The following is a 15,469-nucleotide window of genomic DNA, read 5'->3' as shown; positions in this document are numbered from 1 at the left end:
GGAAGGGAACGGTATTGTCGGGCAAGGCCGCGGAGCGAAAAAGAGCGGGAGCGAATCCCCCCTATCCGTCCGGCCAGCAGGCATAGCCTGTCGGCGTTCGGTCGTGCGCGAACCTGCGGTTCGCAGGCGCACGCCCTCACCCTTTTTCAAGGGTCTTAGGAAGCAAAGCTGCCTCATAACGCAGCTATCTTCCTGAAATGAATAAGAAAAATAGGTACTACAGCCGTTCGAAAATCAGCGAGGCCCGATTTCGGGCCCTTGTGCGCTGCTGGGCCCTGGACCTGACCGCGACCAGCACCGCGCAACTGACCGGCCTGAGCCTGCGATCGGTCAACTCGATCTTCCTTGCCTTGCGTCGTGCCATCGCCACCGAATGCGAGCAGCATTCGCCGTTCACCGGCCAGGTCGAGGTCGACGAATCCTTCTTCGGACCGTGGCGCGTGCGCGGCAAACGCGGCCGCGGCGCCGGCAAGAAAACCATCGTCTTCGGCATGCTCAAACGCGGCCAGCACGTCTACACCCAGATCGTCCCCAACTGCAAAACCGCCACGCTTCAGGCCTTAATTCGTGGGCATATTCGCCTGGAGAGCGAAATCCTCTCCGACTGTCTGTCCAGCTACGACGGCCTGGTCGACCTGGGCTATGCCAAGCACTGGCGCATTCGCCACAGCGGCAATCATTTCGCCGAGGGCGACAACCACATCAACGGCATCGAGAGCTTCTGGAGCTTCGCCAAGCGGCGCCTGGCCAAATTCAACGGGGTGCCCAAGGCCACCTTCTACCTGCACCTGAAGGAGTGCGAGTTCCGCTTCAATCACCGCCACGAAGACCTCTACCGGGCGACCCTCAAGTTGCTACGATCCAACCCACTCTGAGGGGCCGTTTGCTTCCTAAGACCCTTTTCAAAGGGGGGGGACAGCAAGCAAGGACTATGCGAGACGACGGCCTGCGGCGGCGACCGAATCGGATCGATCGCTACGCCGGTGCCCAACCCAAGACGGCGCGCGAACGGCGGCCCCCTTTGAAAAAGGGGGCGAGCGCCCGGCGCGGGTGCGAAGTCCGACGCGGCCGGCGGCGCGGGGGATTTGCTTTTCGGTGCGATGGGGCAAGAGCAAGTCCCCCTACCCGTCCGGCCAGCCGGCATAGCCGGCTGGCGTTCGATCGTGCGCGAACCTGCGGTTCGCAAGCGCACGCTCTCACCCTTTTTCAAAGGGGGGAACAGCCACGTCCAAAAGAAGCAGCAGAGAAGGGGGTGAGGCGGGGAGCAGAAGAACGGCGCCGGATCGCGGGCCTCAGGCCCCGCAGCACTTCTTGTACTTCTTGCCGCTGCCGCAGGGGCAGGGATCGTTGCGGTCCGGGGTGTCGGCGCGGCGCAGCGGTTCGCGCGGGGTCAGCGCGTCGATGCGGTGGTGGTGCAGGTCGGCCAGCATGCCCGGCAGGCCGGCGACGATCTCCAGCCGCTCGCGGTAGCTGATCGGGGTCGCCGGCGCGGTCGGGTCTTCGCCCAGCACCTCGCCGCTGGCGAGGCGGTCGAGCAGGCCGAAGATCTCGTCGATCCAGTCGTTCTCGTCCAGCCAGCGGTCCCAGCCGGCTTCGCGCAGCTCGACCCCACGGAAGAAGCCGAACGCCCAGTCGCGGCCGACGTCGAGTTCGTCCGGCTGTTCGGTGTCGGGTTCCTCGGGCAGCCACAGCAGCGGCGCCAGGTGGTCGGGCAGGTCGTCGTCGCCGTGGCGCACGCGGGCGCTGACCATGTTCCAGTGGCCCTGCAGCAGGGCGCCGACCTCGGCCGCCTCGGCCTCGTCGTTCCAGCGCGGCTCCTTGCCGCCCCATACCGGCGGCTGCCATTCGGTCGCCGGGGGCTGCTCGGGGCCGACCACCAGGGCCGAGACGAACCCGTCCAGGGCCTCCAGGTTGAAGCCCTTGTAGGGCACGGCGCGCTGATCGAGCAGGTCGGCCAGGCGTTCGATCTGGCCGTCGTCGAGGTAGGCGGGCGCTTTCATGATCGGGTTCTGCGGACGAGAGGGGACGCGCATGGTAGTCGCTGCGGCGTGTTCGCGCTGAAAATGGCGCCATGACCGCCCCAATCGCCGCGCCCGCCGCCTGCCCCTGCGACCCCGCCCGCCGCTACGCCGACTGCTGCGGCCGCCTCCACCGGGGCGCCCCGGCCGACAGCGCCGAGGCCTTGATGCGCTCGCGCTACAGCGCCTACGTGCTGGGCGATCTGGAATACCTGCGGGCCAGCTGGCACCCGGCGACCTGCCCGGACGAGCTGGAGTTCGACCCGGCCGTGCGCTGGCTGGGGCTGGAGGTGAAGCGCCACCAGCCGGACGGCGCGGACGCGGCCACGGTCGAGTTCGTCGCCCGCTACCGGGTCGGCGGCGGTTCGGCGGTGCGGCTGCACGAAATCAGCCGCTTCCAGCGCGTCGACGGCGGTTGGCGCTACCTGGACGGGACCTTCCCGCGCGGTTGAGCGGTCGCCGCCGTCGCGCCGGCCGGCACGGCAGATAAAAAAAGGGCGCGGCAGTGAGCCGCGCCCGGGCTTGCCCGCCCATAGAGGCGGAGAGAGAGGGTTACTTCACTTCGAGTTCGGCGGTGTTGGCGACCGCGCCGTTGGCGCTGATCTCGACCTTGTACTTGCCGGCCGGCCACGGCGACTTCTTGGTGAAGATGAAGTTGCTGGTTTCGGCGCCGGCGGTGTTGAGGGTCTGGGTTTCCTCACCGGCCACCTGGCCGTCCTGGAAGCTCAGCTTGGCGGTCAGATTGGCATTGGTCGCGGCGCCGTCGGTGGCGACCGAGGCGATGATGGTGTCGGTCGGCTTGAAGGTGGTGGTCGGCGCGGCGATCTTCTTGTCCGCACCGGCGGCGGTGCCCAGGGTGACCGAGGTGACGCTCAGCGCGGCCGGAGCCGGGGTCGCAGCCGGAGCGGGTTCGGGCGCCGGGGCCGGAGTTTCGGCGGCCGGGGGCGGGGTCGGGGCCGGTTCTTCCTTCTTCTTGCAGCCCGCCAGCGCCAGAGCGGCGACCAGGGCGGCGGCGACGGCGTAATGCGTGCGATTGCGGATCAGCATGGGTGGATCTCCTGGGAAAGGCCGGGTGATGAGGTGGAACGCCGTCGACGTCAGTCGTTGATGGTCGGAATCTTGAGGATCTGACCGGGCTGGATCTTGTCCGGATCGTCGAGCTGGTCGCGATTGGCCTCGAAGATCGCGTTCCACTTGCTCGCCTTGCCGTAGAACTGCTTGGCGATGTGCGAGAGCGTGTCGCCCTTTTCGACCGTGTAGGTCTGCTCGCCGACCTTTTCCGCGGTGGTGTCGACATTCACCGACACGTCGCTGAAGTCGGCCTTCTCGACCTTGTCCGCGGTGGTGTCGACGTTGACGTTCACATCGGAGAAATCGGCTTTCTTGTCCGGGGTAGTCATGGATTGAGGGCTCCTGCCGAAGTGGCGCAGGCAACATGACACGAAGATTGTTAAAAAGGCATAGCGCCTGCGTGAACTCACATTACAAATCTGAATAATCCGATCACCGGCATTCAGTACGCCGCGATCGGCCGAACACAGGCGGACGGTCCGGCCCGCTACGGACCAGACCACACATTGAAAACAGGGCGATCGCCTGCGTAGCGCCGGGCGCGGTCGCGCGCGCGGCGCCGAGTGGCGGCGCGAACGGCCGCCGTCGGCTTACTGGCGCAGATCGCGTCCCGGCGTCGGCCGCTCGCGCCCCGGGCTGCCGCGCCAGGGATTGATGTCGAGCCCGCCGCGGCGGGTGTAGCGCGCTTCCACCGACAGCCATTGCGGCTGCGCGCGCTGCCACAGGTCAGCGTAGATGCGTTCCACGCACTGCTCGTGGAATTCGGCGTGGTCGCGGAACGAAATCAGGTAACGCAGCAGCGCCGCCCGGTCCAGGCGCGGGCCGCGGTAAGCGATGCTGACCCGGGCCCAGTCCGGTTGGCCGGTGACCGGGCAGTTGGACTTCAGCAAGGCGCTGCACAGGGTCTCTTCGACCAGCTGGCTGGGATCGGCGCGCAGGTGGTCGGCATTGGGCGGGCCGTAGTCGTCGATGGCGACGTCCAGCTCGTCGATCGATTCCGCGCCTTGCCCGGCCTCGTCGATGGGCGGCAGGCCGAAGGCGACCTCGACCGGCGCGCCGGCGGCGGCCGACAGGTCGGCGACGATGCGCGCCCGCACCTCGTCGTCGCTGTCGAAGCCGGTGGCGTTGAACGAGTTGAGATAGAGCTTGAGCGACTTGGACTCGATCAGCTGCGGCGAGGTCGCCGGCACCGCGATGGTGGCGGTGCCGACCCGCGGCTTGCCGCGGCGGTCGAGCCAGCTCAGCTCGTAGGCATGCCAGCGGTCGATCCCGACGAAGGGCAGCGCCTGGTCCGACAGGCCGATATGGGCGCGGCCGAGCGAGCGGGCGATCGGGAACAGCAGCGAGGGGTCGTACTCGCGCGGGTAGTCGACGTGGCGGCCGAGGGGGAGGTCATGGGTGGTCATGGCGATATTTTAGCCGCTGCCGGTCTCGTCCCGCCCCGCTCCGCCGCAAAGCCCCGCTTCCCTTTGTAGAGGATGAGAGCGTGCGCTTGCGGATCGCAGGTTCGCGCACGATCGAACGCCAGCAGGCCATGCCTGCTGGCCGGACGGGCTGGGGGGCCTCAGTCTTGGCTTTTGCCGGTAAGCCGGACAGCAAATCCCCCGCGCCGCCAGTCGCTCCAGGCCTCGTGCCCGCGCCGGGCGCTCGCCCCCTTTTTCAAAGGGGGCTACACAGCGCGCTCGTCCTTCCCACCATGACCGTTGCGGCCGCCTAACCGCTTAACCGCCTAACTGTTGTAGCTGTAGCCTTTGCTGTTCCCCCCTTTGAAAAAGGGTGAGAGCGTGCGCTTGCGAACCGCAGGTTCGCGCACGATCGAACGCCAGCAGGCTATGCCTGCTGGCCGGACGGGCTAGGGGGGATTTGCTCTGGCTCTACCCACACCCGCCGCCGCTCACCCCGCCGCCGGTTGCCCATGCAGATAGTCCAGCGTCACCTGCAGCATCGCCCGCAGGCCCAGGTCGAGCGAGCTCTCGTCTAGCTTGAACTGCGGCGAGTGGTTGCTCGGCGCGGTCGCCGGGTCGACTCCGGGCTCGGTCGAGCCGACGAAGAAGAACATCGCCGGCACCTGCTTGGCGTAGTAGGAGAAATCCTCCGCGCCCATCACCAGCGACATTTCCACCACCTTGTCCGCGCCGGCCGCGGCCTTCAGGCTGGGCAGCATGCGCGCGGTCAGCGCCGGGTCGTTGTAGGTCACCGGGTTGCCGTCCTGGTCCGGCACCTTGGACTCGGCGCGCGCGCCGTGCGCGGCGCTGACGTGGTCGGCGACGTTCTTGAGGTCCTTGAAGATCGCCTGGCGCATGCCTTCGTCGAAGGTGCGGATGGTGCCGATCATCTCCACTTCGTCGGGGATGATGTTGTAGCGGATCCCGCCCTTGATCGCGCCGAAGCTGACTACCGCCGGCAGCTTGGCGATGTCGGTGCGGCGGCTGACGATGGTCTGCGCGCTGCCGATCACGTCGGCCGCGGCCACGATCGGGTCGATCCCGCCCCAGGGGCGCGAGCCGTGGGTCTGGCGGCCCTTGATCTTGATCGAGAAGCGGTCCGAAGCCGCCATCAGCGGGCCCTGGCGCACGCCGATCTGGCCGGCCTGCAGGGTCGAGAACACGTGCAGGCCGAACATCGCCTCGGGCTTGAAGTCCTTGAACAGGCCTTCCTCGAGCATCAGCGGCGCGCCGCCGGCCTCGTCCGCGGGCGGGCCTTCCTCGGCCGGCTGGAACACCAGCATGACCTGGCCCGGCAGGTCCTTCTTCATCGCCACCAGCGCGTCGGCCACGCCGAGCAGGATGCCGGTGTGGGCGTCGTGGCCGCAGGCGTGCATGACGCCGACGGTTTCGCCGCGGAAGTTGGCGGTGGCCTTGGACGCGAACGGCAGGTCGACCTGCTCGGTCACCGGCAGCGCGTCCATGTCGGCGCGCAGGGCGATCTTCGGCCCGGGCTTGCCGCCCTCGACGATCGCGACCACGCCGTGGCGGGCGATGCCGGTGCGCGGCTTGAGGCCGAGCGCGCGCAGGTGCTCGGCGACCTTGGCCGCGGTGCGCTGTTCGCGGTTGGAGAGTTCCGGGTTCTGGTGGAAGTCGCGCCGCCAGCGCACCACGTCGGCCTTGAGCTTGGCCGCGGCGGCGGTGACCTCGGCACGCTCCGCGGCGGCGGCCGGAGACAGCGCGGCGAGGGCGGAACAGCCGAGCGCGCAGCTCAGTGCGAGGGTCAGCGGACGCTTCATCGACGCAACTCCGGGCGGGAAAGCTCCGATCCTAGCCCAAGCCCGCCGTTGCGGCAGCGCGACTTTGGTGGGTGCGCGATCGGGGCACAAGATCGGATGCGGATGCGGCGGCCTCGTGTCGGCGGAGCGAACCGACGCGTTTGCGCGCAAAGCAAATCCCCCGCGCCGCTACAGAGGCCTAACTTCGTGCCGGCGTCGGGCGCGTGCCCCCTTTTGCAAGGGTCTTAGGAAGCAAAGCTGCCTCATAACGCAGCTATCTTCCTGAAATGAATAAGAAAAATAGGTACTACAGCCGTTCGAAAATCAGCGAGGCCCGATTTCGGGCCCTTGTGCGCTGCTGGGCCCTGGACCTGACCGCGACCAGCACCGCGCAACTGACCGGCCTGAGCCTGCGATCGGTCAACTCGATCTTCCTTGCCTTGCGTCGTGCCATCGCCACCGAATGCGAGCAGCATTCGCCGTTCACCGGCCAGGTCGAGGTCGACGAATCCTTCTTCGGACCGTGGCGCGTGCGCGGCAAACGCGGCCGCGGCGCCGGCAAGAAAACCATCGTCTTCGGCATGCTCAAACGCGGCCAGCACGTCTACACCCAGATCGTCCCCAACTGCAAAACCGCCACGCTTCAGGCCTTAATTCGTGGGCATATTCGCCTGGAGAGCGAAATCCTCTCCGACTGTCTGTCCAGCTACGACGGCCTGGTCGACCTGGGCTATGCCAAGCACTGGCGCATTCGCCACAGCGGCAATCATTTCGCCGAGGGCGACAACCACATCAACGGCATCGAGAGCTTCTGGAGCTTCGCCAAGCGGCGCCTGGCCAAATTCAACGGGGTGCCCAAGGCCACCTTCTACCTGCACCTGAAGGAGTGCGAGTTCCGCTTCAATCACCGCCACGAAGACCTCTACCGGGCGACCCTCAAGTTGCTACGATCCAACCCACTCTGAGGGGCCGTTTGCTTCCTAAGACCCTTTGCAAAGGGGGCAACGGGTCGCGGGCCTTTTGCCGTTCCCCCCTTTGAAAAAGGGGGGCAGGGGGGATTTGCTTTTGCCCCAGTGGAGCGATGCCGCTTCGGTCTCTGGCGTCGCTATTGGGTTCTCTGCGCGTCCCGCGGTCGCGGCTTACGCCGCTCAACCGCCATGCAGATAATCCAGCGCCACCTGCAGCATCGCCCGCGTGCCGACCTCCAGCGATCCTTCGTCGAGCATGAACTGCGGCGAGTGATTGATCGGCGCCTTGGCCGGGTCGATGCCCTGCGCGGTCGAGCCGACGAAGAAATAAAACCCCGGCACCGTATTGGCGAACTGAGAGAAGTCCTCGGCCACCGTGACCAGCGCCGACTCGCGCACCCGGTCGGCGCCGGCGGCACGCTGCAACGAGGGCAGCGCGCGTCGGGTCAGCGCCGCGTCGTTGATCGTCGCCGGCGCGTTGTTGACCACCTGCAGCTCGGCGCTGGCGCCGGCGGCATGGGCCAGGTCTTCGGCGGTGCGGCGCAGGCGCGCGATCACGTCCTCGCGCACCGCCGGGTCGAAGGTGCGCAGGGTGCCGACCAGCCGGGCTTCGTCGGGAATGATGTTGAAGCGCACGCCGCTGTTGAACTGGCCGGCGGTCAGCACCACCGGGGTCGCGGCGATGTTGACCTGGCGCGCGATCAGGCTCTGGCTGGCGAGCAGGATCTGCGCGCCGACGGTGATCGGGTCGACCCCGTCCCAGGGCCGCGAACCGTGGGTCTGCTTGCCGCGCACGGTCAGGCTCCACTCGTCGGCGCTGGCCAGCATCGGCCCGCTGCGGTAGCCGATCTCGCCTACGCTCAGCCCGGCCCAGACGTGCAGGCCGAACACCGCATCGGGCTTGAACCGGGCGAACACGCCCTGGTCGAGCATCAGCTTGGCGCCGAACGGCTCGCCCGCGACCGGCGGGCCTTCCTCGGCCGGCTGGAATACGAACATCACCTCGCCGGGCATCTGCTCCTTCTGCGCCGCCAACGCGGTCGCCACGCCTAGCAGGATCGCGACATGGGCGTCGTGGCCGCAGGCGTGCATGACCCCGACCGGTTGGCCGCGGTAGTCGGCGCTGACCTTGGACGCGAACGGCAGCCCGGCCGGTTCGGTCACCGGCAGCGCGTCCATGTCGGCGCGGATCGCGATGCGCGGCCCCGGCCGGCCGCCCTTGAGCACCGCGACCACGCCGGTGTGGGCCAGGCCGGTGCGCGGCTGCAGGCCGAGCTTGCGCAGTTGTTCGGCGATCAGCTTGGCGGTGCGTACTTCGTGCTGGCCGAGTTCGGGGTGCTGGTGGATATCGCGGCGCCAGGCCACGACCTGCTCGCGCACCTGCGCCGCCTGCGCGGCGACGGCGGCGGGGTCGACCGGAGCGGGGGCGGCCGGTGCTGGGGCGGCCGGTTCGGCCGCGAACGCGGAGGCGCAGGTCAGGGCGCAGAGCGCGGCGGCCAGGGCGCGCGGACGCAGTCGGGGCATCGCGGTGAGTCTCGAAGCGAAGGGGAGACCCGCAGCCTGCACCGCGCCGCGGCCGCTGCCAAGCGCGGCTAGACCTCGACCGCGTCCGCCGGCAGGCGCCAGGCCCAGGGCGGGCCCAGGTCCATCGCCGCATACACCCGTGCCGCGGTGGCGCGGCGGCGGCCGCCGGCGCCGCGCCGCCAGCGCCAACGCGAGACGGCGAAGCCGAGCAGCAGCACGCCCGGCACCACGCCGGCGAAGATCGCGGCGACGGTCAGCAGCGCGCCGAAGTCCTCGCCGCCGGCGGTGCAGAGCCCGATCGCGGCGATCAGGGCGACCACGCCGAGACCGGCGGCCAGCAGGAACCGGGCCATGCGGCGCATGCCCGGCCAGGTCAGGCGGGTCATCGCTTGTTCGGAGTAGCGCGCCAGGAAGATCGTGTGGGCGACATAACGGCGACCGTCTTCCAGGCAGTGCAGGGCGTAGACCAAGACCTCCTCGCCGGTTTGCGCCGGCTCGCCGTGGGCGATCAGTTCGACCCGGTCGGCTTCGGCCAGGAACGGTTCGTGGTCGCCGAAGTCGCGCGCGGCGTAGAACCGGAAACGCTGCCCGCCGAGGCGGAAGCGGTACAGGCCGAAGCTGCGGCGCGAATCGCTCGAGCCGGTGGCGATCTGTTCCATCGTCAGTTCGCTCAGCTCGCCCTGCCAGCGGCGCAGGCGCGGATGGTCGGGCCGGTCCGGCGCGGCCGGGTCGCGCGTGCGCGACGGGACCGCGGGCGGCGGCAGGTCCGGCGCGGCCTGCGCCGTCGCAACCGACGTTTGCGCATGCACATGCGCTTGCGCGGGCCGGCGTCCGCGGCGTCGGCGCGGATCGGGCGCGGGCCGGGATTCGCCGGTCGGTCGGCCCTGCAGGCGCAACGCTTGCGCCAGCGCCTGCTCGGAGGCCGCGGCGACGCGGCGGTCGCGCCGGCTGCGGTGCAGGGTCGCGGCGTGTTCGAACACCATGATCGCGGCGATCAGCCCCGCCACCGCGCAGGCGACCAGCAGCAGCGCCCAGCCGAACCCGTCGAAGATCCGCCATAGCGCCCCGCCCAGGCCGGCCAGCGCGAGCGCCAGCGCCGGCAGCCAGCGCGCCAGGCCGCGCGCCGCGGCGCTGCGCAAGGCCGCGCGGCTCGGCGGAATCAGGCCTTGGCCGTCGTCGCCCACCGCCCAGTGCAGCCAAGCGCTGCCATCGTCGAGGCGGTACAGGCCCAAGCTGAGCTCGGCGCCGCGCCGGACCAGGGCCGACAGGGCCGCGAGCGAGGCCGACGCGGCGGCCGGATCCTCGACCCGTCCGGCCACGCGTTCGCCATCGGCCAGGTTCAGGCAAAAGCGACCGTCGGCGACGGGCGCGGCGATGCGCACGCGCCGGATGCGCGCGCTGCGGGTTTCGGTGCTGAGCGGACGGGGCATGCGGCGATCGCTTCCTGCGAACAGCCGGCGAGCATAGCAACGGCCGCAGGCGCGGCCGCGTAGTTCCGGATTGCGCTTGTTGCGGTGCGTTGCGCTTGCCGCGGCGCGCTGAGAAAATGAGAATGATTATTGTTTGTGGTTGTGACCGCCGCCCGGCGCGCTCACGGCCCGCGGGCGCCGCCCACGCGGCGCGCAGGACGCGACCCGCCTCCCTTTCCCGTTTGGCTTACGCCGGAGTCCGCTGCATGTCCCATGCCCCCGCCCGTCCCCTGTCCGCTTTGGCGCGCGCCCTGCGCCTGGCCTGCTGCGCCCTGCCGTTGGGCTGGGGACTGGCGGTCGCCGCCGAGCCCGCCAGCGACCCGACCACCCTCGACCAGGTGCAGGTGCGCGCGCCGATCGCCAAGCGCAGCCAGACCGTCACCAAGACCGACACGCCGCTGATCGAGGTGCCGCAGTCGGTGTCGGTGATCGGCGCCGAGCAGATGCGCGAGCGCGGCGTGCAAGGCATCGAGGAGGCGGTCTGGTACACCGCCGGCGCCCAGGGCGGCGGTTACGGCCAGGACACCCGCAGCGACTGGCTGCTGGTGCGCGGCTTCGCGCCGGCGCGCTACCTCGACGGACTGGCGCTGACCGACGGCGTGTGGACCGGCGGCACCCGCATCGAGCCCTACGGCCTGGAGCGGATCGACGTGCTCAAGGGGCCGTCCTCGGTGGCGTACGGCGCGATGCCGCCGGGCGGCCTGGTCAACCTGGTCAGCAAGCGCCCGACCGAGCAGCCCCTGCGCGAAATCGAAGCCACGCTCGGCAATTATGGTCTGCGCCAGGCCGCGTTCGATTTCGGCGGCCCGCTCGGCGACAGCGGCACGCTGTTCTACCGGCTCACCGGCCTGGCCCGCAACAGCGACAACGTGGTCGACTACGTCCACGACGACCGCTATTTCTTCGCCCCCGCGCTGACCTGGAAGCCGAGCCAGGACACCGCGCTGACCGTGCTGGCGCGCTGGCAGAAGGCCGACACCGCGCAGGGCGGCGGTTTCCTGCCGGCGGCCGGCACCTTGCTGCCGAACCCGCACGGGCGGATCCCGCGCGAGCGCTACACCGGCGAACCGGGCTGGAACGATTACCTCAAGACCATGCGCTCGCTGGGCTACGAGTTCAGCCACCGCTTCGAGAACGGAGCGACGTTCCGGCAGCACCTGCGCTACGGCAAGACCGAGGTCGACCACGATGCCGGCGTCGGCGCGTTCGGCCTGCAGGACGACCTGCGCATGCTGACCCGCTATTACTTCCCGCTGGAAGAGCAGTCGACCGCGCTGGCTCTGGACAACCACGTCGAGTGGAAGTTCGGCCGCGGCGCCTGGGACCACACCGTGCTGGCCGGCGTCGATTACCGCCGCCTGGCGAGCGACTACGCCTCGGCCTTCGCCTTCGGCGCGCCGTCGCTGGACATCTTCGACCCGGTGTACGGCGCGGTCGTCGTCAAGCCGGCCTATACCTCGCGCCAGGACAAGGTCCAGCATCAGCTCGGCGTCTACCTGCAGGATCAGATTCGGGTCGATCGCTGGGTGATCACCCTGGCCGGGCGCCAGGATCGCGTGCGCACCCGCACCGACCAGCGCCTGGCCGTGCCGTCGACGCGCGAACGCCAGCGCGACGAGAAGTTCTCCGGACGCGTCGGCGTGAACTACGTGTTCGATTCGGGCTGGGCGCCGTACCTGGCCTGGTCGCAATCCTTCGAGCCGACCGTCGGCGCGGACTTCGCCGGCCGCGCGTTCGTGCCGACCACCGGCGAGCAGATCGAAGCCGGGTTGAAGTACCAGCCGGCGCACGGGCGCGGCCTGGTGACCTTGGCCGCATACGAACTGAAGCAGGACAACACCCTGACCGTGGACCCCGACCACACCCTGTACTCGGTGCAGCAGGGCCGGGCCCGGGTGCGCGGCGCGGAACTGGAAGGGCGCTGGAACTTCGCCAACGGCCTGAGCGCGTACGGCGCCTACGCCTACGCCGATTCGCAGATCGTCCGCAGCACCGACGCCGGCGCGCTCGGCAAGCAGATCGCGTTGCAGCCGCGCCATGTCGCCTCGCTCGGCGCCGACTACACGATCGGCTACGGCGCGCTGTCGGGGCTGGGCTTCGGCGCCGGCGCGCGTTACACCGGCGCGCACTACGGCGACCTGTACAACCAGTGGAAGACGCCGTCCTACACCTTGTTCGACGCCTCCGCGCGCTACGACCTGGGCGCCTGGCGCTTCCAGCTCAACGCCAGCAACCTCGGCGACAAGCGCTACGTCGCGGTGTGCAACAGCGCGACCTGGTGCTACTACGGCTACCCGCGCACGGTCACGGCGACGGTGCGGTACCGCTGGTAAGCGCGGCGCGATCGCTTTGGCGGTTTCAAAAGAGCGCATGGGGATTTGCTTCTGCTGTTGCGCAAGCGAAAAGCAAATCCCCCGCGCCGATAGAGACCCCGGACTTCGTGCTAGCGCCGGGCGCTAGCCCCCTCTACAAACGGGGCAACGATCAGCGCGCTCCAACCGCTCCAACCGCTTCGGCCGTCTCAGCCACTTCGGTTGCTCTGGCTGTTCCCCCCTTTGAAAAAGGGTGAGAGCGTGCGCTTGCGAACCGCAGGTTCGCGCACGATCGAACGCCAGCAGGCTATGCCTGCTGGCCGGACGGGCTAGGGGGATTTGCTGTTGCTTTGTTCGCTGCTCGGGACAACGAGGCAAAGCGACCTCAGCGCCCGATCAACGCCATCCCCGCCTCGGTATAGCGAGCGCCGGCGATCGCTTCCGGACGGAACCACGCATCCAACTGCGCCAGTTCCGCCGGCGACAGGGTCACGTTCACCGCGCCGACGTTGTCCTCCAGGTACTTGCGCCGCTTGGTGCCGGGGATCGGCACGATGTGCTCGCCCTGGGCCAGCACCCAGGCCAGGGCCAGTTGCGCCGGCGTGCAGCCCTTGTCGGCGGCCAGCGCCTGCACCTGCCGCGCCAGGCCCAGGTTGCGGTCGAAGTTCTCGCCCTGGAAACGCGGGGTGCTGAGGCGGAAGTCGTCGCTGCTCAGCGCGCCGGCGTCGGTGATCGCGCCGGTCAGGAAGCCACGGCCGAGCGGGCTGTAGGGAACGAAGCCGATGCCGAGGCGGACGCAGGTGGCCAGCACGTCGTTGCGTTCGGGGTCGCGGGTCCACAGCGAATATTCATTCTGCACCGCGGTGATCGGATGCACCGCCTGGGCGCGTTGCAAGGTCTGCGCCGAGGGTTCGGACAGGCCGAGGTAGCGCACCTTGCCCTGCGCGACCAGCTCGGCCATCGCGCCGACGGTGTCCTCGATCGGCACGTTCGGGTCGACGCGGTGCTGGTAGTACAGGTCGATGCGGTCGGTGCGCAGCCGCTGCAGGCTGGCCTCGACCGCCTGGCGCACGTACTCGGGACGGCCGCTGATGCTGCGCCGCTCCGGATCGGCCAAGTCCGGCACGAAGCCGAACTTGGTCGCCAGGAACACCCGCTCGCGGCGCCCTTGCAGGAACCGGCCCAGCAGTTCTTCGTTGGCGTGCGGGCCGTAGATGTCGGCGGTGTCGAGGAAGTCGACGCCCAGTTCCAGGGCGCGGTCCAGGGTGGCCAGCGATTCGGTTTCGTCGGCGCTGCCGTAGGCGTAGCTCATGCCCATGCAGCCCAGGCCGAGGGAGGACACGGTGGGGCCGGACGGTCCGAGGCGGCGGGTCGGAAGCGTGCTCATGGATTAGCTCCTTGATCGTGGGGGAGTCGTGCGACGGCGGTTCGAGCGCCCGGGTCAGTCGCGGCGGCCGGGCGTGAGAGGCACTCTAGGCCGCGGCGATTGCGCGAAAAACCGGCTTTATTCTCATTCCTTGTGAAGCATTGCTTCATAATCGAGGCCTTCCGACTGTCGCCGCCCGCATGCCCGCCCACCCTCTGCCCGCGGTCCTGGCCTTCGCCCGCGTCGCCCACTGCGGCAGCTTCACCCGCGCTGCGGCCGAACTGGAGGTGTCGCCCTCGGCCCTGTCGCAGACCGTGCGCGCGCTGGAGACGCGGCTGGGCGTGCGCTTGCTCAACCGTACGACCCGGCGGGTCGGCCTGACCGAGCACGGCGCACGTTTTCTCGAGCAGGTCGCTCCGGGGCTGGCCCAGATCGAAGCCGCCTTCGACGACCTCGATGCGGTGCGCGACCGCCCGACCGGCCGGCTGCGCATCAACACCGGCCGCAGCGCGCTGAAGATCCTGATCGAGCCGCACCTGCCGGCGTTCCTGGCGCGCTATCCGGAACTGGAAGTGGAGTTGTTCGTCGACGACACCCTGGCCGACCTGGTCGAGGGCGGTTTCGACGCCGGCATCCGCCTCGGCGAGACCCTGGCCCGCGAGATGGTCGCGGTGCCGGTCGGCGGCGCGCAGCGGCAGGTGGTGGTGGCCGCGCCCGCATATTTCGCCCGCCGGCCGCCGCCGCGCGCGCCGCAGGACCTGGTCGGCCACGACTGCATCCGCCTGCGCCTGCCGGGCAGCCGCCGCCTGCATCCGTTCGAGTTCCACCGCGACGGCCGCGACATCGAGGTCGAAGTGCGCGGCCGGCTGATCCTCAACGACGGCAGCGCGATCCTGGACGCGGCGCGCGCCGGCCTCGGCCTGGCCCAATTGTTCGAGCCGATCGCGCGACAGGACTTGCGTGCAGGACGTCTGGTCGAGGTGCTGCAGGACTACCAGCCGCCGTTCCCGGGTTTCTACGTCTATTACCCGGCGCGCCGGCAACTGCCGCCGAAGCTGCGGGTGTTCGTCGACTTCCTGCGCGAGGCGGTGGGGTAGCGCTGCGCGAGCCGCCGGACACCGTATCTACTGCTGCCTATTCTCTGCCTGCCGATTCTCCGCCCCGCAGGCCGGCTGTTCCCCCCTTTGAAAAAGGGGGGCTAGGGGGGATTGGCCTTTGCTTCTACCGTGCCGAAGCCCGCTCGTTCCAACGCGACCGTTGCGATCTGCAATCGTTGCCGGCGCCGACACGTCGTAGAAGCAAATCCCCCCTAGCCCCCCTTTTTCAAAGGGGGGAACGGATTCGTCGGGGCTCGGAGTGCATCGGCTCGTGTGGTTGCAAAGGCCGGGGCGATCGACGGAAGGCTGCAGCCGAGGCGTCCCGCGGTAGCGACGCCATCTCGCGCCGCACCGCTCGCGCAACACGGCTTACGCCTCACTTCTCGCTTCTCCGCACGCCCCTCCCTTCTCCGGCTTCCCCCAAACATGCGAGGCTGCCCCG

General features: G+C 69.3%; 13 protein-coding genes. 5 read left to right on the top strand and 8 right to left on the bottom strand.

Annotated features, from left to right (window positions below; translation table 11 throughout):
- Positions 1 to 197 precede the first annotated feature (197 nt).
- Positions 198 to 875, top strand: coding sequence for an IS1595 family transposase (locus K4L06_RS06500; protein ID WP_221670622.1), 678 nt, complete (start codon positions 198 to 200; stop codon positions 873 to 875).
- Positions 876 to 1,292: 417 nt separating this feature from the next.
- On the opposite strand, the gene K4L06_RS06495 is transcribed toward K4L06_RS06500, so the two are convergent.
- Positions 1,293 to 2,000 (bottom strand): UPF0149 family protein, encoded by a 708-nt coding sequence (locus K4L06_RS06495; protein WP_255595000.1) that lies wholly within the window; start codon positions 1,998 to 2,000, stop codon positions 1,293 to 1,295.
- 71 nt (positions 2,001 to 2,071) lie between these two features.
- Here K4L06_RS06495 and K4L06_RS06490 point away from each other — a divergent pair, with 71 nt between their 5' ends.
- Entirely contained in the window at positions 2,072 to 2,470 is a 399-nt protein-coding gene (locus K4L06_RS06490; protein ID WP_221670627.1) for a YchJ family metal-binding protein, read from the top strand.
- A gap of 100 nt (positions 2,471 to 2,570) precedes the next feature.
- On the opposite strand, the gene K4L06_RS06485 is transcribed toward K4L06_RS06490, so the two are convergent.
- The 4 genes from K4L06_RS06485 to K4L06_RS06470 form a co-directional block, all read right to left on the bottom strand.
- Entirely contained in the window at positions 2,571 to 3,065 is a 495-nt protein-coding gene (locus K4L06_RS06485; protein WP_221670626.1) for a hypothetical protein, read from the bottom strand.
- 50 nt (positions 3,066 to 3,115) lie between these two features.
- Entirely contained in the window at positions 3,116 to 3,418 is a 303-nt protein-coding gene (locus K4L06_RS06480; protein WP_221670625.1) for a LysM peptidoglycan-binding domain-containing protein, read from the bottom strand.
- A 261-nt stretch (positions 3,419 to 3,679) separates the two neighbouring features.
- A complete protein-coding gene (gene queF, locus K4L06_RS06475; protein ID WP_221670624.1) occupies positions 3,680 to 4,495 on the bottom strand; it encodes an NADPH-dependent 7-cyano-7-deazaguanine reductase QueF in 816 nt (271 codons plus the stop codon).
- A gap of 488 nt (positions 4,496 to 4,983) precedes the next feature.
- On the bottom strand, positions 4,984 to 6,312 hold the full coding sequence (locus tag K4L06_RS06470; protein ID WP_221670623.1) for a M20 family metallopeptidase: 1,329 nt from the start codon (positions 6,310 to 6,312) through the stop codon (positions 4,984 to 4,986).
- Positions 6,313 to 6,578: 266 nt separating this feature from the next.
- Here K4L06_RS06470 and K4L06_RS06465 point away from each other — a divergent pair, with 266 nt between their 5' ends.
- Positions 6,579 to 7,256: an IS1595 family transposase gene (locus K4L06_RS06465; protein WP_221670622.1), complete on the top strand. Its 678-nt coding sequence runs from the start codon at positions 6,579 to 6,581 to the stop codon at positions 7,254 to 7,256.
- Positions 7,257 to 7,439: 183 nt separating this feature from the next.
- Here the strand turns inward: K4L06_RS06465 and K4L06_RS06460 are convergent, their stop codons facing one another.
- Positions 7,440 to 8,783: an amidohydrolase gene (locus K4L06_RS06460; protein WP_221670621.1), complete on the bottom strand. Its 1,344-nt coding sequence runs from the start codon at positions 8,781 to 8,783 to the stop codon at positions 7,440 to 7,442.
- Between the two features lie 68 nt (positions 8,784 to 8,851).
- Positions 8,852 to 10,213: a hypothetical protein gene (locus tag K4L06_RS06455; protein ID WP_221670620.1), complete on the bottom strand. Its 1,362-nt coding sequence runs from the start codon at positions 10,211 to 10,213 to the stop codon at positions 8,852 to 8,854.
- A gap of 245 nt (positions 10,214 to 10,458) precedes the next feature.
- Here K4L06_RS06455 and K4L06_RS06450 point away from each other — a divergent pair, with 245 nt between their 5' ends.
- Positions 10,459 to 12,585 carry a TonB-dependent siderophore receptor gene (locus K4L06_RS06450; protein WP_221670619.1) on the top strand — a complete coding sequence of 709 codons (2,127 nt, stop codon included), beginning with the start codon at positions 10,459 to 10,461 and terminating at the stop codon, positions 12,583 to 12,585.
- A gap of 364 nt (positions 12,586 to 12,949) precedes the next feature.
- Here the strand turns inward: K4L06_RS06450 and K4L06_RS06445 are convergent, their stop codons facing one another.
- Positions 12,950 to 13,951, bottom strand: coding sequence for an aldo/keto reductase (locus tag K4L06_RS06445; protein WP_221670618.1), 1,002 nt, complete (start codon positions 13,949 to 13,951; stop codon positions 12,950 to 12,952).
- A 179-nt stretch (positions 13,952 to 14,130) separates the two neighbouring features.
- Between K4L06_RS06445 and K4L06_RS06440 the strand changes: the two genes are divergently transcribed.
- On the top strand, positions 14,131 to 15,027 hold the full coding sequence (locus tag K4L06_RS06440; protein ID WP_221670617.1) for a LysR family transcriptional regulator: 897 nt from the start codon (positions 14,131 to 14,133) through the stop codon (positions 15,025 to 15,027).
- The last annotated feature ends 442 nt before the right edge of the window (positions 15,028 to 15,469 follow it).

Origin of the sequence: Lysobacter sp. BMK333-48F3, from assembly GCF_019733395.1 — a bacterium.
Lineage (GTDB): Bacteria > Pseudomonadota > Gammaproteobacteria > Xanthomonadales > Xanthomonadaceae > Lysobacter.
The sequence above is the reverse complement of the archived record's forward strand: the minus strand, read 5'-3'. Positions and strand labels throughout refer to the sequence as shown.

Bases quoted from the DNA above. Each gene is read 5' to 3' on its own strand.
- K4L06_RS06500 (WP_221670622.1), top strand. From the start codon at position 198: ATGAATAAGAAAAATAGGTACTACAGCCGTTCGAAAATCAGCGAGGCC.
- K4L06_RS06495 (WP_255595000.1), bottom strand. From the start codon at position 2,000: ATGAAAGCGCCCGCCTACCTCGACGACGGCCAGATCGAACGCCTGGCC.
- K4L06_RS06490 (WP_221670627.1), top strand. From the start codon at position 2,072: ATGACCGCCCCAATCGCCGCGCCCGCCGCCTGCCCCTGCGACCCCGCC.
- K4L06_RS06485 (WP_221670626.1), bottom strand. From the start codon at position 3,065: ATGCTGATCCGCAATCGCACGCATTACGCCGTCGCCGCCGCCCTGGTC.
- K4L06_RS06480 (WP_221670625.1), bottom strand. From the start codon at position 3,418: ATGACTACCCCGGACAAGAAAGCCGATTTCTCCGATGTGAACGTCAAC.
- queF (WP_221670624.1), bottom strand. From the start codon at position 4,495: ATGACCACCCATGACCTCCCCCTCGGCCGCCACGTCGACTACCCGCGC.
- K4L06_RS06470 (WP_221670623.1), bottom strand. From the start codon at position 6,312: ATGAAGCGTCCGCTGACCCTCGCACTGAGCTGCGCGCTCGGCTGTTCC.
- K4L06_RS06465 (WP_221670622.1), top strand. From the start codon at position 6,579: ATGAATAAGAAAAATAGGTACTACAGCCGTTCGAAAATCAGCGAGGCC.
- K4L06_RS06460 (WP_221670621.1), bottom strand. From the start codon at position 8,783: ATGCCCCGACTGCGTCCGCGCGCCCTGGCCGCCGCGCTCTGCGCCCTG.
- K4L06_RS06455 (WP_221670620.1), bottom strand. From the start codon at position 10,213: ATGCCCCGTCCGCTCAGCACCGAAACCCGCAGCGCGCGCATCCGGCGC.
- K4L06_RS06450 (WP_221670619.1), top strand. From the start codon at position 10,459: ATGTCCCATGCCCCCGCCCGTCCCCTGTCCGCTTTGGCGCGCGCCCTG.
- K4L06_RS06445 (WP_221670618.1), bottom strand. From the start codon at position 13,951: ATGAGCACGCTTCCGACCCGCCGCCTCGGACCGTCCGGCCCCACCGTG.
- K4L06_RS06440 (WP_221670617.1), top strand. From the start codon at position 14,131: ATGCCCGCCCACCCTCTGCCCGCGGTCCTGGCCTTCGCCCGCGTCGCC.